At 36.9% G+C, this 15,593-nt stretch carries 14 protein-coding genes; 2 read left to right on the forward strand and 12 right to left on the reverse strand.

Going from position 1 to position 15,593, the window contains the following annotated elements:
• Positions 1–20: 20 nt before the first annotated feature.
• From AB1279_RS22950 to AB1279_RS22985, 8 genes are all read right to left on the reverse strand, one after another.
• On the reverse strand, positions 21–1,109 hold the full coding sequence (locus tag AB1279_RS22950; RefSeq protein ID WP_429754391.1) for a D-alanine--D-alanine ligase: 1,089 nt from the start codon (positions 1,107–1,109) through the stop codon (positions 21–23).
• A gap of 156 nt (positions 1,110–1,265) precedes the next feature.
• Positions 1,266–2,540, reverse strand: coding sequence for an MDR family MFS transporter (locus AB1279_RS22955; RefSeq protein ID WP_429761123.1), 1,275 nt, complete (start codon positions 2,538–2,540; stop codon positions 1,266–1,268).
• Positions 2,541–2,645: 105 nt separating this feature from the next.
• Complete coding sequence (locus AB1279_RS22960) at positions 2,646–4,061, reverse strand: amino acid permease (RefSeq protein ID WP_429752755.1); 1,416 nt, start codon at positions 4,059–4,061, stop codon at positions 2,646–2,648.
• Positions 4,062–4,367: 306 nt separating this feature from the next.
• On the reverse strand, positions 4,368–5,543 hold the full coding sequence (locus AB1279_RS22965) for a homogentisate 1,2-dioxygenase (protein ID WP_429752756.1): 1,176 nt from the start codon (positions 5,541–5,543) through the stop codon (positions 4,368–4,370).
• A complete protein-coding gene (locus AB1279_RS22970) occupies positions 5,503–6,459 on the reverse strand; it encodes a fumarylacetoacetate hydrolase family protein (protein ID WP_429761125.1) in 957 nt (318 codons plus the stop codon). Before AB1279_RS22970 ends, AB1279_RS22965 begins: the two co-directional genes overlap by 41 nt.
• A gap of 299 nt (positions 6,460–6,758) precedes the next feature.
• Positions 6,759–7,877, reverse strand: a complete 1,119-nt coding sequence (hppD, locus tag AB1279_RS22975; RefSeq protein WP_429752758.1) for a 4-hydroxyphenylpyruvate dioxygenase — start codon at positions 7,875–7,877, stop codon at positions 6,759–6,761.
• A gap of 317 nt (positions 7,878–8,194) precedes the next feature.
• Entirely contained in the window at positions 8,195–8,308 is a 114-nt protein-coding gene (locus AB1279_RS22980) for a DUF3948 family protein (protein WP_413789236.1), read from the reverse strand.
• Positions 8,309–8,392: 84 nt separating this feature from the next.
• A complete protein-coding gene (locus AB1279_RS22985; protein WP_336484529.1) occupies positions 8,393–8,503 on the reverse strand; it encodes a DUF3948 family protein in 111 nt (36 codons plus the stop codon).
• Positions 8,504–8,831: 328 nt separating this feature from the next.
• Here AB1279_RS22985 and AB1279_RS22990 point away from each other — a divergent pair, with 328 nt between their 5' ends.
• Positions 8,832–9,701 (forward strand): Cof-type HAD-IIB family hydrolase, encoded by an 870-nt coding sequence (locus AB1279_RS22990; protein ID WP_429761127.1) that lies wholly within the window; start codon positions 8,832–8,834, stop codon positions 9,699–9,701.
• A gap of 54 nt (positions 9,702–9,755) precedes the next feature.
• Here AB1279_RS22990 and AB1279_RS22995 read toward each other — a convergent pair whose 3' ends face one another.
• Positions 9,756–11,663 carry an N-acetylmuramoyl-L-alanine amidase gene (locus AB1279_RS22995; RefSeq protein WP_429761128.1) on the reverse strand — a complete coding sequence of 636 codons (1,908 nt, stop codon included), beginning with the start codon at positions 11,661–11,663 and terminating at the stop codon, positions 9,756–9,758.
• A 368-nt stretch (positions 11,664–12,031) separates the two neighbouring features.
• Here AB1279_RS22995 and AB1279_RS23000 point away from each other — a divergent pair, with 368 nt between their 5' ends.
• Positions 12,032–12,232 carry a hypothetical protein gene (locus AB1279_RS23000; RefSeq protein WP_336484520.1) on the forward strand — a complete coding sequence of 67 codons (201 nt, stop codon included), beginning with the start codon at positions 12,032–12,034 and terminating at the stop codon, positions 12,230–12,232.
• A 16-nt stretch (positions 12,233–12,248) separates the two neighbouring features.
• On the opposite strand, the gene AB1279_RS23005 is transcribed toward AB1279_RS23000, so the two are convergent.
• The 3 genes from AB1279_RS23005 to AB1279_RS23015 are packed head-to-tail and all read right to left on the reverse strand — an operon-like array spanning position 12,249 to position 15,548.
• Positions 12,249–13,394: an ABC transporter permease gene (locus AB1279_RS23005; RefSeq protein WP_429761130.1), complete on the reverse strand. Its 1,146-nt coding sequence runs from the start codon at positions 13,392–13,394 to the stop codon at positions 12,249–12,251.
• A gap of 12 nt (positions 13,395–13,406) precedes the next feature.
• The gene (locus AB1279_RS23010; protein WP_429761131.1) at positions 13,407–14,603 is read right to left on the reverse strand and encodes an ABC transporter permease; all 1,197 of its coding nucleotides are present in this window, start codon (positions 14,601–14,603) and stop codon (positions 13,407–13,409) included.
• 12 nt (positions 14,604–14,615) lie between these two features.
• The gene (locus tag AB1279_RS23015; protein WP_429761133.1) at positions 14,616–15,548 is read right to left on the reverse strand and encodes an ABC transporter ATP-binding protein; all 933 of its coding nucleotides are present in this window, start codon (positions 15,546–15,548) and stop codon (positions 14,616–14,618) included.
• Positions 15,549–15,593 lie beyond the last annotated feature (45 nt).

Here is a 15,593-nt window from a genome sequence, read left to right on the forward strand (position 1 = left end):
ATAGTGCTTCTCCTTTCTTGTTAGATTGTATATTTGATTTTTTGTTTTTCTTCGTGACGCTCAATCGCTAGACGTACTAGCTCTTGAATAAGCTCTGGATACGGCACTCCCGTATTTTCCCATAACAGAGGGAACATACTAAACGGCGTGAATCCCGGCATTGTATTTACTTCATTAATAAATACGTCTCCATCTTTCGTTAAGAAGAAATCCGCACGCGTTAATCCCGCACCATCTAAAGATTGAAATGCACAAATCGCATACTCTTTAATCTTCTCATATTCCGCTTCCGTAATTTCAGCAGGAATATTCATTGCCGTATCACCATCAATGTATTTTGATTTATAGTCATAGAATTCTTTTTTCGCCACAATTTCGCCTACAACAGAACATTTCGGTTCATCGTTTCCTAATACACCAATTTCCACTTCACGACCGATAATATTCTCTTCTACGATAATTTTACGATCAAATTGGAACGCTTCTTCAAATGCATTCTCTAACTCATCACGATTTTTACATTTATTAATTCCAACGCTTGAGCCAAGATTTGCCGGTTTTACAAAACACGGATAACCTAATGTTTCTTCAACTTTTTCATACGCTGTTGTGCGATCTTTTTCCCATACACTGCGAATAAACGAAACATATTTTGCTTGTGGCAATCCCGCTTCTGCGAAAATATTTTTCATAATGACTTTATCCATACCTGCAGCCGATGCTAACACACCATTCCCTACATATGGAATATTCATAAGTTCTAACAAGCCTTGCACTGTCCCATCTTCACCATTCGGTCCATGTAATAACGGGAAGATTACATCGATTGCATTCTTTTTATCAGAAGCTGACATAGGGATAATTTCTGAACTTAATGATACAGGAGAAATTGCATTCTCTTCTCCATTCAATTGCAGCGCTTGAACGCTTTTTACTTCACCTTCAATACGCTCACCGCGCACCCATTGTCCTTGCTCGGTAATATAAATTGGATGAACCTCAAATTTTTCTTGATCTAACGCTTTACTAACAGCAAGAGCCGTTTGTAAAGAAACTTGATGCTCTGCTGATTTTCCACCATATAATAAACCTAATTTAATTTTCATAATGAAATCACCCTAATCGTTTGTTTTCATTTTTCTATTGTAGCACTTTTTACGAAAATAGGTAGTTCCTATTTAAAATAACCAGGCTGACGAAACATTTTTTCTAGTTATATACCTAATAATATGAAAAAAGGAACCTATTCGTGTATGATGAAAACCCTATGACGTTTGCTTCACCACGTCACCTTTTTGTCTTTGCTCTACAAGCCGGTCTAATGATACATAAACAAGACCCGCTACCACACATCCAATCCCTAAAATCGTAAATAAAACGTGCCCCAACAAACGATCAAGTAAAATACCACCAAGTAAAGGTCCAAACGCATTCCCTGTAATCCATTGTAAGCTGGCCGCTCCCATATATGTGCCTCGTAAATGTTCTGGGGCCAAATTTGCTACAAACGTCATTTGCACAGGAGACATGACCATTTCTCCTAATGTATAAATTGCATATACAATTAATAATGTAACAAGAATTACAGTAGCATTCGTCCCTGCCCCTCCAAACCACTTCGGAAGCCAACCAATGGCAAGAAGACCTATCCCAAACAACCAAGCACCATACAGCATCGTTTTCCCTACCGGCTTATCCGTCGCCCATTTCGAAATTTGAAATTGAAACAAAACCACCAAAAGTCCATTTACTGCCATTAAATAAGGAAACGGATTATTCATTCCAAATATCCCTTTCATTTCATTATCAAAATGAAGCGGAAGCATACCTTCTGTTTGCGAAAATCCCATCGAAATAACAATTCCGGTTAATATGTAGATTAGCAAAATTTTATCTTGAAGCACAACTTTCCATACAGATTGTCTCGTTCCTTCTTCCTCACTCATTTGTTTTGCCGCACCCTTTGGCATCGTTTCTTTAATAAGTAGCAAAACTAACATTGCATAAAATAACATAGAGGATGATGCGATAATAAAAATAACAGTTTTAGAAAGAAGCGCAACCGAAGCACCTAGAATCGGCCCAATTGCTGCTCCAATATTATGTCCCATTCGCAGTAAACCATATGCTTCCGTTCGCTTTTCAGGTTCCGTTACATCCGCTACCATCGCGGAAGCTGCTGGGTGGAACAACGAATTACTAAGCCCTAAACAAATAGATAGGATGGCATACGGTATAAAGCCATCTATAAATAAAAAACCAAGCATTAAAACCGCATTGCTGGCCATTGAAAATATCATAATTGGCTTTCGTCCATAAGTATCTGCAATTCGTCCACCTATAAGGGAGCCAAAACTAGCTGCAATAGGGGACAGCGCCATAATAATTCCCACTTCTAGTAGTGAATCCACTTTATCCTTTAAATATAATGCAAAAAACGGCATTAACATCATCATTGCAATTCCGTTTAATGTTTCTCCAATAAATCGAATCCAAACATTACGATCCATTTCCTTTAACTCTTGCCATGTCTTCTTCACATTTCCACCCCTTTTATCGCCCACCTTTCATTTTATGTCAATTTTAGAAAAATGTAAATTTTCAAAATTAAAAAGCCGTTCTTTTTGTAAGAACGGCTTTTTAACTTATAAATTCACAGTTTTTGTATCATCCTTTTCTTTATTTAATGCACTATGCTTTTTGCTATATAAGAAATAGACTATAAATCCAATCACCAACCAAATACCAAAACATTCCCATGTAATCGCTGGTAATTGAAGCATTAAGTATAGACAAAAAATCACTGCTAACGCTGGCAAAAACGGTACAAGCGGTGCTTTAAATGCACGCGGTAAATCCGGATGCGTTTTTCGCATTACAATAACTGCTATTGCAACAAGTACGAATGCAGATAGAGTTCCGATATTTACAAGATGAGCCAACACGCTTAGATCAACAAGTCCTGAAATAAGAGCTGCTACAATACCTGTTATCCACGTATTTAAAAATGGCGTTTTAAACGTCGGATGTACTTTCGAAAAACGTTTCGGTAATAGACCATCACGGCTCATTGCATACGATACACGCACTTGACCATACATCATAACTAACATAACGGTTGTAATCCCTGTAATAGCACCTACCGAAATAACACCAGCCAAACCATCTTGTCCAATAAATTGAAGCGCAAATGCTACTGGATCTGATCTATCCAATTGCCCAAACGGTACAATACCTGTCAAAACAAGAGAAACAGCAATATATAAAACCGTACAAATTAATAGCGATGCGATAATACCGATCGGTAAATCACGCTGCGGGCGTTTCACTTCCTCCGCTGCTGTTGAAACAGCATCAAAACCAATAAAAGCAAAGAATACTGTCGCTGCGCCTACCATTACACCATTAAAACCAAACGGCATAAACGGTGTCCAGTTTTCTGGTTTTACGTATTTAAACCCAGCGAAGATGAATAATAGTACAACGGCTAATTTAATGAATACCATAATGTTATTTACGCGGGCACTTTCACGAACACCTCGTGATAAAAGAATAGTCATAATTAAAATAATAAGAACAGCTGGTAAATCAATAATCCCACCTTTTCCTGCCCCCGGAGCAGAAGCTAAAATCGTTGGAATATGAATTCCAAATCCATTTAATAAAGATTGAAAATAAGCTGACCATCCATTAGCAACAGCTGATGTCGCTAATAAGTATTCAAGCATTAAATCCCATCCAATTAAAAAGGCAAATACTTCTCCCATCGTTGCATATGTATACGTATACACACTACCAGATACCGGTACACTGGAAGCAAATTCAGCATAACAAAAGGCAGCAAAGGCACAAGCTAGTGCAGCTAATGCAAATGATAAAATAACGGCAGGCCCAGAATGTTTCGCAGCAACTACCCCTGTCAGCACGAAGATCCCTGTTCCGACAATTGCCCCTACTCCTAACAGAGTTAAGTCTAATGCCCCTAATGTTCTATTTAACTTTTTCTCACTTCCTTCTTTTAACAGTTGTGTCAGTGGCTTTTTTTGAAAGATTTGCTTCATTCTCTGCACCTCAACATTTTATAATTTTCTGAAAATTTTAATATTTATTTTTATTGTACTTATTACATCTTTTTTCGTCAATAACTTCTGTCGAATTTAATGGAAAAATCATATTTTTACATAAAATAAAAATTTTGCACGAAACAGATTGCGGTAAGTTACCATACTAATCGTTATAGTAAAATAGAAGTAAGAGGATCCTATAGTTATATTTTTATATCATTTTATAAATATTTTTGGTATTTTATATAATGTCGATTCTTTTATTAGAACAAGCACGCTCATAAATGGGCGTGCTTGTTTTGTTTATACAGTATATGAGCCTCGTTCTAGCCAACTATACATATACTGTCCATCTTCCATCTCATGTGCATGTTTTATCACACGCAGCGGACGGAATGTGTCAATCATAACCGCTAGTTCAATTGTTTCTTTTTTACCAAGACTAGCTTCTGTTTTCCCAGGATGCGGTCCATGTGGAATACCGCTTGGATGAAGCGTAATAGAACCTTCCTCCACACCTTTTCTGCTCATAAAATTGCCTTCTACATAATAAAGGACCTCATCACTATTTACATTACTATGATAATACGGTGCCGGAATTGCTTCTGGATGATAATCATATAGACGCGGAACGAATGAACAAACGACAAAGTTATGTCCCTCAAATGTTTGGTGTACTGGCGGTGGCTGATGAATACGCCCTGTAATAGGTTCAAAATCCTCAATATTAAATACCCATGGATATAAATGACCATCCCAGCCAACAACATCTAACGGATGATGCTGCAAAACATGCTTATGCATATAGCCTCTAGACTTTGTCATCACAACAAAGTCACCTTTTTCATCATGCGTTTCTAACATTTCTGGTCCACGAATATCACGCTCACAAAATGGACTATGTTCTAATAATTGTCCATACTCATTACGATAATTACGCGGTGTAGTAATTTGGCTATTTGCTTCAACAACGAGGAATTTCGATTCTCCAGCTTCAGGAATTACACGGTAAATCGTACCGATTGGAATGATAATATAATCTCCTTTTCGATAATGAATCGTACCGAACATCGTCTCAATTTTCCCAGATCCATAATGAACAAATAGCATTTCATCTCCATCGCCATTGCGATAAAAATAGTCCATTTTCTCCGTCGGATTGACAACCCCGATTAGTAGATCTTCATTTCCTAATAGAAAATTCCTTCCGTTCACGGCATCTCCTGTTTTTCTATATTCTTTCGTACGAAAATGACGATGCGCTAACGCCACGTCTTCTTCATACTGCAAATGACAAGATTCAGCTAAAGAAGCATGACCGACTTCAGTTGGCATGTAATGATGATACAAAATAGATTGCGTACCAGAAAAACCTTTCGTCCCCATTACTTGCTCACGATAAAGCGACCCGTCTTGTTTACGAAATTGTACATGTCGTTTACGAGGAAGTTCCCCCATGCGACGATAATACATGCTCATCCCCCGCTTTCTTTTCTGCTTTTACCGTATTACGCAATGTTCCTAAGCTAGTAATCTTTAACTCTACCACATCACCAGCTTTAAGCCATTTCTCTGTTCCCAGCTCTAAAATACAGCCGCTTCCAACCGTACCAGAACCAAGTATATCCCCTGGGTACAACGTAACATCTTGAGATGCTCTTTCAATCATTTCAGCAAACGTATAATAGATATCTTGAAAATTACCTTTTGACCATTGTTCTCCATTAACATGAGCTGTCATTTCTAAATTGTAACGATCATCGCTTTGATATACGTCTAATTCATCTTTCGTCACAATATACGGCCCAAGTGAAGTAGCAAAGTCTTTTCCTTTTGCTGGTCCAAGTCCAACCTTCATTTCATGCGCTTGTAAATCTCTAGCGCTCCAATCATTCATAATACAGTAGCCAAAAATATATTCATGAGCTTGTTCACGCGAGATATTTTTACCCTCTTTACCAATGACACATGCAATCTCTAACTCATAGTCAAGTTTCTTTGTTGCGCTCGGGCACAAAATAGCTTCTTCCGGCCCAATAACAGCACGATGATTTGTAAAATAAAAAACCGGAATATCATACCATTCTGGAACAACATCTAAACCGCGGCGGCCACGCGCTGTTTTTACATGTTGCTCAAAAGCATAAAAATCACGAATACTCCCTGGATTTGGTAAAGGCGCACAAAGCTGTACATCCGTAATATGATAAACACCACTCGTTGGTGTGCCCATCTTACGAATTATTTCCATATATTCATCTGATTTCTCTAAAAAAGAAATCATTGTAGAGGGAAGTATCCCTCCACTTGCTATATGCATATCAATAACCTTGTCACCTTCAAGCCAACCGGCTCTCATTTCTTGTGAAGGAAGACGAAATGTAATAAACTTCATCGTTTTCTCTCCTCGCTTTGAAAGTAAAACCGCGGGCGGAAGGAGTATCTCTCCTAACCGTTATCCCGCTCTAACAGGCAGTATGTGGGAGATATGTCATGAAGAAAAACCGCCTGTAAGAGCCCGATTGGTTCAACTAACCTTCTGGGAAAAAATGCTCCCAGAAGGAAGTTTCACTTTATCCCGCTCTAACGGACAGCATAATACCTATCTATTTCCTGACAAGTCAAAGAAGATAGATCTCAGTACGAGTCCGTTTGATTCAACTAGCCATCAACTTGAAATCACTAAGTTTCACTTTATAGATTTCCTCGACGCGCCTGTTCTCTTTCAATTGATTCAAATAATGCTTTAAAGTTTCCTTCACCAAATCCCCTTGATCCTTTACGTTGAATAATCTCAATAAATAAGGTTGGACGATCCACAATTGGTTTTGTGAAAATTTGTAATAAGTAACCTTCCTCATCACGATCCACAAGGACTTTCAGCTCTTTTAATTTTTCAATTTCCTCATCAATTTGACCAACACGTGCTGTTAATTCTTCATAATACGTATCTGGCGTATCTAAAAATTCCACACCGTTTGCACGAAGTGCAGAAACAGTTTTTACAATATCATTTGTTAATAATGCAAGATGCTGTACACCCGCCCCGTTATAGAACTCTAAATACTCTTGGATTTGTGACTTTCTTTTTCCTTCTGCTGGTTCATTGATTGGAAACTTAATACGACTTCCGTTTGTCATTACTTTCGACATTAAAGCAGAATATTCCGTACTAATATCATCATCATCAAAATGAATCATTTGTTTAAAGCCCATTACATTTTCATAATAACTTACCCATTCTTCCATTTTTTCAACATTACCCACAACATGGTCAACAGCAATTAGTCCTGTTTCTTCAAAAGGAATAGTAGATTCTAGTGGTTCATATCCTGGCATAAACGTACCTTTATAATTTTTACGTTCTACAAGCGTGTGAATTGCATCACCATATGTGCCAATAACTGCCTTTTTAATTGTTCCGTGTTCATCAGATAGCACTTCCGGCGGAGCAATCGCAACTGCACCGCGTTTTACAGCTTCTGCATATGCTTTCTCTACATCTTCTACAAGAAGTGCCACATCTTTTACACCATCGCCGTGCAGTTTCACGAACTCAGCAATGCGGCTATTCGTGTTTAAAGCACCTGACACAACAAAACGCATATTTTTTTGTACAAGCACATAAGATACTTTATCTCGGTTTCCTGTTTCTAAACCGGAATATGCGGCTATACGGAAACCAAATGCTCTTGCAAGATAATAGCTTGTTTGTTTTGCATTACCAACATAGAATTCTAAATGATCAACATCACGTACTGGGAAAAAATCCTCCATTTGTGCCGCTAAAGTATCCATAGATTTTTGTTCCATAAATTCCTCATCTCCCTGTAATATAATTTTCCAATTCTTTCTCCCAAAATCGAAAACGCTTCCAAACATAAGTAAAAAAATAAATTGCACCCGCAATTATTTTTTGTCAATTTTAAATTTTCTATTTTTTCCGCCAAATACCTCCCTTTTTCTTACATAGAAAATTCGACTTTTTTCTATTTTTTCTCTCTATATTATATAAATTGAAACGTCCATCAGTTCCTCTTTACTGATAACTCAACGAAAACACAAAGAGGGACTTCGTTTTTTTCGAAGTCCCTCTTTCTATTCACGTTCAAATTCACATAGAGTTTACATTATACTAAAGCATTTGAAAGAAACATGATAAGTGCTGTTAATGCTGTTGCTACTCCTGCTGATCCTAATAAATCCATTTTTGTTAATCCTAACACTTCTTTATTTTCCATCATTCTCATTCTCCTTTTAATAGACTTATATATAACTTGCACTTTGTAATAGTTTTCCGTTCTACTATGTACAAAAATTACTATGAATTATACTAACACGCTTGCAAAAAATACGATAAGCGCCGTTAATGCTGTTGCCATTCCTGCTGATCCTAGTAAATCCATTTTTGTTAATTGTAATACTTCTTTATTTTCCATTACCCTCATTCTCCTTTTTTATAGATCTTTATATTAAATTCCCAAGAAATAATTTATTTATAGTTTTTAACTTAATGTCATATTGAATCATATAATGTAACGTTTGTAACATTAATGTAACATAACTTTTTTGTTTAAGCAATAGTTCGTATAAAATTATTTATGTTTTTTCAACAAATATAGGGTGCAGGTAGACGATACCTCTCATATTTTGACCATCTCAAACATATTAAATGGTCAAAATAAATGAGTATATTTATGTAACAACAATGTAACAGTTTCGATATAACATTTAATTTAGTATGATTGAAACAAAGAGGTGATCAGCTTGAAATTAATCGCACTTGATATGGATGGTACGCTCTTATCATCCAATCTAGAAATCTCCCAGGAAAATTTAGAGGCAATACGCAATGCTGAAGAAGCAGGACATATCGTTATGATTTGTTCTGGTAGAGCAAAAGAGGATATTTTAAAACTGCTCGAGCAATACCGCTTATCTCTTCCTCTAGGAGCTAGTAATGGAGCAGTGGTATATGCTGATGGAAAAGTAATTCATTCGCGCACTTTACAAAAAGAAAAAGTATATGAGATTGCGAAAAAGCTCGAAGTTGAGGGATTTCCGTATAAACTCTATACAAATAAAGGTGTATACGCGCCGTATAATTGGAAAGAACAAGTAACAAAATCTTTTCAACTAAACAAAGATTCCCTTGATGTTACAATTGAAGAAATTGAACGAATTAGCGAGAAGCAACTAAAAGCTAATTTAATTACAACTTTTCAAAGTATTGAAGATGTAGTACTTGACTCAACCATTGAAATTTCAAAATTTTTCATCCTTACATTCCATAAAGAGGAGCGTACACAATTGCTACAATCTTTAGAGAAAGATGCGGCAATTATGGTGACAGCTTCCGCTCCAACAAACTTAGAGATTATGGACAAACATGGCCATAAAGGCAATGGATTGCAAGAAATGGCAAAACATTTTCATATTCCTTTACAAGATACTGTTGCTATTGGAGATAACTTTAATGATGTCCCAATGTTAGAGGTGGCAGGTTTATCAATAGCGATGGGGAATGCAGAACACGATGTCAAACAGCTATGTGACATTGTAACAGCGACAAATGATGAAAATGGCGTAGCTTATGCAATTAAGCACCACATTTTACAAAAAACAAAACAAAGATAATAGAAAAGGAGAAACCATTAAACTGGTTTCTCCCTTTCTCATAATATATATGATTTATTTAGAAAAATAATTTTGAATTCCTTCAAAAATAGATTGTGAAAGTGTATTTTGATAACTATCAGAAGTTAATTTTAATCTCTCTTCTGTATTAGATAGGAATCCTGTTTCTACTAAAATAGGTGGTGCTTGATTATCCGATTGTAATACGCGAAGTTCTGGACGCTCTACCACTTTTCTATCAGTAGCATTTGTATTTGCAATTAAAGACTTCTGCACAGCATTTGCTAATGCATATGCTTGGGTACTTTTTGGATGGTTAGGATTATATAATGTTTCAATCCCTTTTGCAGTTGTAGCGTCTGCAGAATTCACATGAATACTTACGAAAATATCCGCTTTATTATCGTTTGAAATACGAACGCGATCTGCCAATGGAATGAAGACATCTGTCGCACGTGTCATAACCACATTTACACCGCTATGCGCCAATACTTTTTGTAACTTTAAACTTACTGACAATGCAATATTCTTTTCATATGTACTTCCATATAATGTTCCAGAGTCATATCCACCATGGCCAGCGTCTACAACAATTGTTTTTCCAAATAAAATTGGATTTTCAATCCATTCACCATTCGTATCAAAGTAATACCATTTTCCATCTACTTCAATCCAACCTGTTTTCATTGTTCCATCATTTTGGAAATAATACCATGTACTTCCGTACTGCAACCAACCTGTTTTCATTGCTCCGTTACTTTGCAGATAGTACCATGTATTCCCGGATTGAAGCCAACCTGTTTGCATCGCACCGTTACCTTGTAAATAGTACCATGTATCCCCTAGTTGTAACCAACCTGTTTTCATTGCTCCATCTGCTTGCAGATAGTACCATATATTCCCTAGTTGCAGCCAACCTGTTTTCATTGCTCCGTCTGCTTGTAGATAATACCATGTATCTCCTAGCTGCAACCAACCTGTTTGCATTGTGCCGTCTGCTTGGAAATAATACTTCTTATTACCATCTACAATCCAACCTGTCTGCCTAACACCTGTATTGTCCAAATAGTATGTTACACCGTTAACCTTTACAAAGCCTGTTTGCATCACACCATTTGAATCAAAGTAATACCATTTATTATCTTGTTGGAACCAACCTGTTTTCACTTGACCATTTTCTAGTAAGTAATAGTTTTTATCACCGTCTACTACCCAACCTGTTTTTAACGTTCCATCTGGATTAAGATAATATTTCTTATCACCATCTGTAATCAAACCTGTTTTCATTGTTCCATCTGGTTGAAAGTAATATCTTTTGTCTCCTTCAGTTAGCCAACCTGTTTTCATGGCACCATTATTTTGTAGATAGTACTTTTTATCACCATCTACAAACCAGCCTGTTTGCATCGCACCGCTACCTTGTAGGTAGTACCATGTATCTCCTAGTTGCAGCCAGCCTGTTTTCATTGCTCCGCTATCTTGTAGGTAGTACCATGTATCTCCTAATTGCAACCAACCTGTTTTCATCGCACCGCTATCCTGTAGGTAGTACCATGCAGTTCCTAGTTGCAACCAGCCTGTTTGCATCGCACCGCTATCCTGTAGGTAGTACCATGTACTTCCTAATTGCAACCAGCCTGTTTTCATTACGCCATTACTTTGCAGGTAGTACCATGCACCACCATCTTGTAACCAGCCAGTGTAAAACTTACCATCTTTGTTGACATAGTACCAGTTACCGTCTTTTTTTACCCAGCCAATATTTTGCTGTGGTGTTTGCAGTACACTACTCTGCGTTTGACTTATTGACGTCTCATTTGTAGTCACATTTCCTGATGCTGTCTTATTCTCTACCACTTGTTGTCCAGCTGACGGTTGTGCTTGCTGTGTTTCTGCTAAACTATGTATTGGACTTATAACATAACTTAACGTCAAAGCCACAGCCATGGCTTTTTTTAACATATACTTTTCACCTTACTCCCTTTTCATAGAAATGTAATCTAATAGTTACAATATTTATTGTAACAAGGTGACAAAAAAATACAACATTCATCGGATTTATATAAAAATTCAAAAAACATTTTATCTTTTCATTTCACAGATAGACTATATTTTTATGAAAACAACAACCTACAGGTAGATTTGCTAGCTTAAAATATTACCTTTAAAAATAATAAACTCCCACTTTACTGATAAACAATGGCCCTAGTACATGTCTTCCAAAATGTATGTTTTTTAACAACATATAAAAAATCCCACTTAAAAAATTATTCTATTATTGATAGAGCGAGCATACGATAATAACAGATTCTTAATAAAGGGGAGAAAACATGGACAAGTTATTCCTATATGTTTTGAACTATATTTGTTTAATGCTCGTTATTTTAGGAGCATTACTCTTATTCCCGTTCTTCCCGACGTTCGTCCTCTTTTTAGTGTTTCTCTTCATGTTCGGGATTGCTATTATCATTTCACTTGGGTCATCGGAAGAACAACAAAAAGAAAGCAGAATTCAGCGTGCAAAGCTGTAAATTCTGCTTTCTTTTTTCAATCATAACGTATTCTTGTTAAACCGACAACAAAGAATATACCAGCAAAAAGAAGTAACACTCCAACATATCCTGTTATATCTGCCAGCGCTCCTCCTCTAGCAATTAATTCTGTAAAACCACGCATTGCCCATGTTTGTGGAACAAAGTTAGCAATCTTTTGCATAAACTCCGGCTCTATCTCAATTGGCCAATACAACCCACTAATCATACAAGTTGAAACAATGACGATATTTCCTAATGCCGATTGTTGCTCTGTCGTTTTTACAACACTTGCTAACAATAAAGCTAAACCGATTACTGCAAGCAGCAGCACCGAGACAAGAACGATAAGCCCTAACGTATCTCCCCACTGCACATCAAATAACAGATTCGTTAATATCATAAGTGCTCCAAATTGAAACCAACCAATTAGGAAGAATGAAAGAATATATCCAGCTAGTACTTGAGCTCTTGTAACAGGTGTTTCTAACAATCGATGCCACACACCCATTTGTTTTGCTTTTAAAATCGTTCCTGTGCTACTCAGCATAACAATCATTACAAATAAAATTGAAAATCCTGCTGCTCTAGCTGATACACCGCTGATCGCTTTCTGTCCCGTTACAATAGATTCTTTTTGAATATGAACAGGTTCCGCTTTTGTATGAATGTTGTCATACATTATCTCCCAAGGCTTTCCGCTATTTTGGCTCCATTCATTTGCCCCTTTTACCTCCACCTCCATTTTTTTCAATGTGTTTTGCAACGCTTGTTCTACAGAAGCACCTCCTGTAAAATCAGCGCTAGATTCAAACCGAACTTTTTCATTTTCTCCATCTAGTATATGCTTTTGAAAGCCCCTCGCAATCGTTACAATACCAGAGGCTTTTTTATTTTCAATTTTCTTCGTTGCCTCTTCATATGATCCTTTTTCCACACTTACAAGATCGCTATGCGTTAAGGATTCGTAATAGGAAGCCGATAATTTGGATTGATCCTCATCAACTAAAATGATTTTCACCTTATCATTACCGCTTCCACCTAGAAGTCCGCCAAAAATTAGCGTAAAAATAATTGGCATACCTAACATAAGAAAATAATTTTGCGGCTTCATCAATATTTGTTTTAACTCTAGTGAACAAATCGCCCAAATTTTTTTCACTGCTCTCTCCTCCTATCTAGTACGTAACCGTAATGTTCCAATGATAACGGAAAGTATGCCAGCACTAGATAAACTTAAAATAATTGGTAGTAACGTATTCCAAGACGTTCCTGACATAATATCTAGGAAACTCGTAAGTGCCCATTTATTCGGCGCAATATTAGCAACCTTTTGTAATGTATCTGGAAATACATAAATCGGTAACATAGAGCCTCCTAATATTGCTAACAGTTGAATACCAATGCCCCCCATAACATCTGCTGTTTTTTCATCTCGAATAAATGCAGCAATCAGCATTGATAAGCCCGATACACAAATTGCATAGGAAATTCCTACTGCAGTAAGCTGGACAATGTCATCTCCCCAATTCACACTAAATGCATAATGAGTTGCAATAACAAAAACTCCAAATTGAATACACGCAAATAACAATGTTCCAAAAAATTTACCTAACAAAACAGAATAGGAACTCGTCGGTGTAACTAATAACCTCGCTAACGTTTCTGTTCTTTGTTCCCCTACAATTGATTTTGCGCCAACTGTTACGTTATATAGTAGAAACATAACTAACATCGCTGCAGCATAATATTGCATAGCAACAACTGTCTTCTTGCCAATTGTACCTGTTTCAATTCCACTTTTATTTGAAGTTGCAATAGCTTGTAAATCAGTTCCGACACTCTTTACTACTTCTTGCACATTGCCTTGCTGAGATTGCGCTAAGTCAGTTGCCACACTCTTTGTAGCAAAAGCTATTGTTTGCGCACGCTCAGAAAAAGAAAGAATTAATGAATCTGCAATTTTTGCTTGTATGTCTTTTGCAGGATCAGTAAGCAGTGTAACTTCTTTTAGTTTTCCATCTTGTATATGCTCACTCCACTGCTTCGGGATAATAATCCCAACATCAATTGTTTTCTTCTTCAACATATCTTCTAAATCGGTTCGCGAGGAAACTTTCTTAACCTTCACATCATCTTTTATTCCTTTTGCCTCTAATACATCTGTTCGAAACATATTAGCAAACGTATCCTCATCCTCTTGATAATATCCAATTACCGTTTTTGGTAATCCACCCTCATCCATGAAACCACTTAAGGCTGATCCTAAAATAGCTGTTAATAAAAGCGGCATAAGCAGCATCATCATAAAGCCGCGCCGATCAGTAAACCGTATCTTAAAATCTTTCCATGCGATAATAAAACTTTTCATACTTTCTCCCCCCTAATCACGAAGTGAACGACCTGTTAGTTGTAAAAAGAGTGCTTCTAGATTCGGTTCTTGTACTTCAAGCTTCACAATTTGCACACGATTGCCAACAACCTCTGAAACGACCATACCAACTGCATCACCATTAACGAGAGCAATATCAATGGTATTAGAATCCTCATCAGCTACAATACGCTCTACAACAGGAAGTGCTTGTAATTTCTGCAATAATTCTTGATCGTAACGATTGACCTGTAGCTTCACCATGAAACCATCTGTAAGGCGATTACATAGTTCACTTTTCGTTCCAATCGCAATTACCTTGCCATGATTTACAATTGCAATGCGTTCACATAAATATTCAACTTCCTCCATGTAATGACTCGTATAAATAACTGTCATTCCCTTTTCATTTAACTTTTTCACTGTTTCTAAAATATGATTCCGTGATTGCGGATCAATCCCAACTGTCGGTTCATCCATAATTAATAGTTCAGGTTCATGCATAAGTGCTGCACCAATATTTATGCGGCGTTTCATACCGCCTGAAAATGTTTCGATTTTATCTTTAGCCCGGTCTTCTAGACCAACATATGTTAGTACCTCATCTGCACGTTTCTTTGCCTCTGCACCGCTCAGTCCATACATTTTCCCCCAGAAAATTAAATTCTCTTTAGCTGAAAGTGTAGGATATAAAGCAATATCTTGTGGAACAACACCAATTTTTTGTTTCGCTTCCATCGGATACTCCTTCACAGATTTCCCTCCAACGCGTATATCCCCGCTATCATATGGAAAGAGCCCGCAAATCATGGAGATTGTTGTTGATTTTCCTGCACCATTTGGACCAAGTAATCCAAAAGTTTCCCCTTTCTCAATCGAAAATGATACACCTTTCACAACCTCTTTTTTCCCAAAGGATTTTGTAATATGATCTACGACTAACATGTCGATTCAACCCCTTTAATGTAATCTCATTCTGATTGTAAAAGA

Source organism: Bacillus sp. S14(2024), assembly GCF_050473785.1.
Classification (GTDB): domain Bacteria; phylum Bacillota; class Bacilli; order Bacillales; family Bacillaceae_G; genus Bacillus_A; species Bacillus_A yunxiaonensis.

Coding starts and splice junctions, on each gene's coding strand:
- AB1279_RS22980 (WP_413789236.1), bottom strand. CDS start 8,308: ATGATGGAAAATAAAGAAGTGTTAGGATTAACAAAAATGGATTTATTA.
- hppD (WP_429752758.1), bottom strand. CDS start 7,877: ATGGAACAAAAATCTATGGATACTTTAGCGGCACAAATGGAGGATTTT.
- AB1279_RS23015 (WP_429761133.1), bottom strand. CDS start 15,548: ATGTTAGTCGTAGATCATATTACAAAATCCTTTGGGAAAAAAGAGGTT.
- AB1279_RS22960 (WP_429752755.1), bottom strand. CDS start 4,061: ATGAAGCAAATCTTTCAAAAAAAGCCACTGACACAACTGTTAAAAGAA.
- AB1279_RS22965 (WP_429752756.1), bottom strand. CDS start 5,543: ATGAGCATGTATTATCGTCGCATGGGGGAACTTCCTCGTAAACGACAT.
- AB1279_RS22970 (WP_429761125.1), bottom strand. CDS start 6,459: ATGAAGTTTATTACATTTCGTCTTCCTTCACAAGAAATGAGAGCCGGT.
- AB1279_RS23000 (WP_336484520.1), top strand. CDS start 12,032: ATGGACAAGTTATTCCTATATGTTTTGAACTATATTTGTTTAATGCTC.
- AB1279_RS23010 (WP_429761131.1), bottom strand. CDS start 14,603: ATGAAAAGTTTTATTATCGCATGGAAAGATTTTAAGATACGGTTTACT.
- AB1279_RS22995 (WP_429761128.1), bottom strand. CDS start 11,663: ATGTTAAAAAAAGCCATGGCTGTGGCTTTGACGTTAAGTTATGTTATA.
- AB1279_RS22985 (WP_336484529.1), bottom strand. CDS start 8,503: ATGGAAAATAAAGAAGTATTACAATTAACAAAAATGGATTTACTAGGA.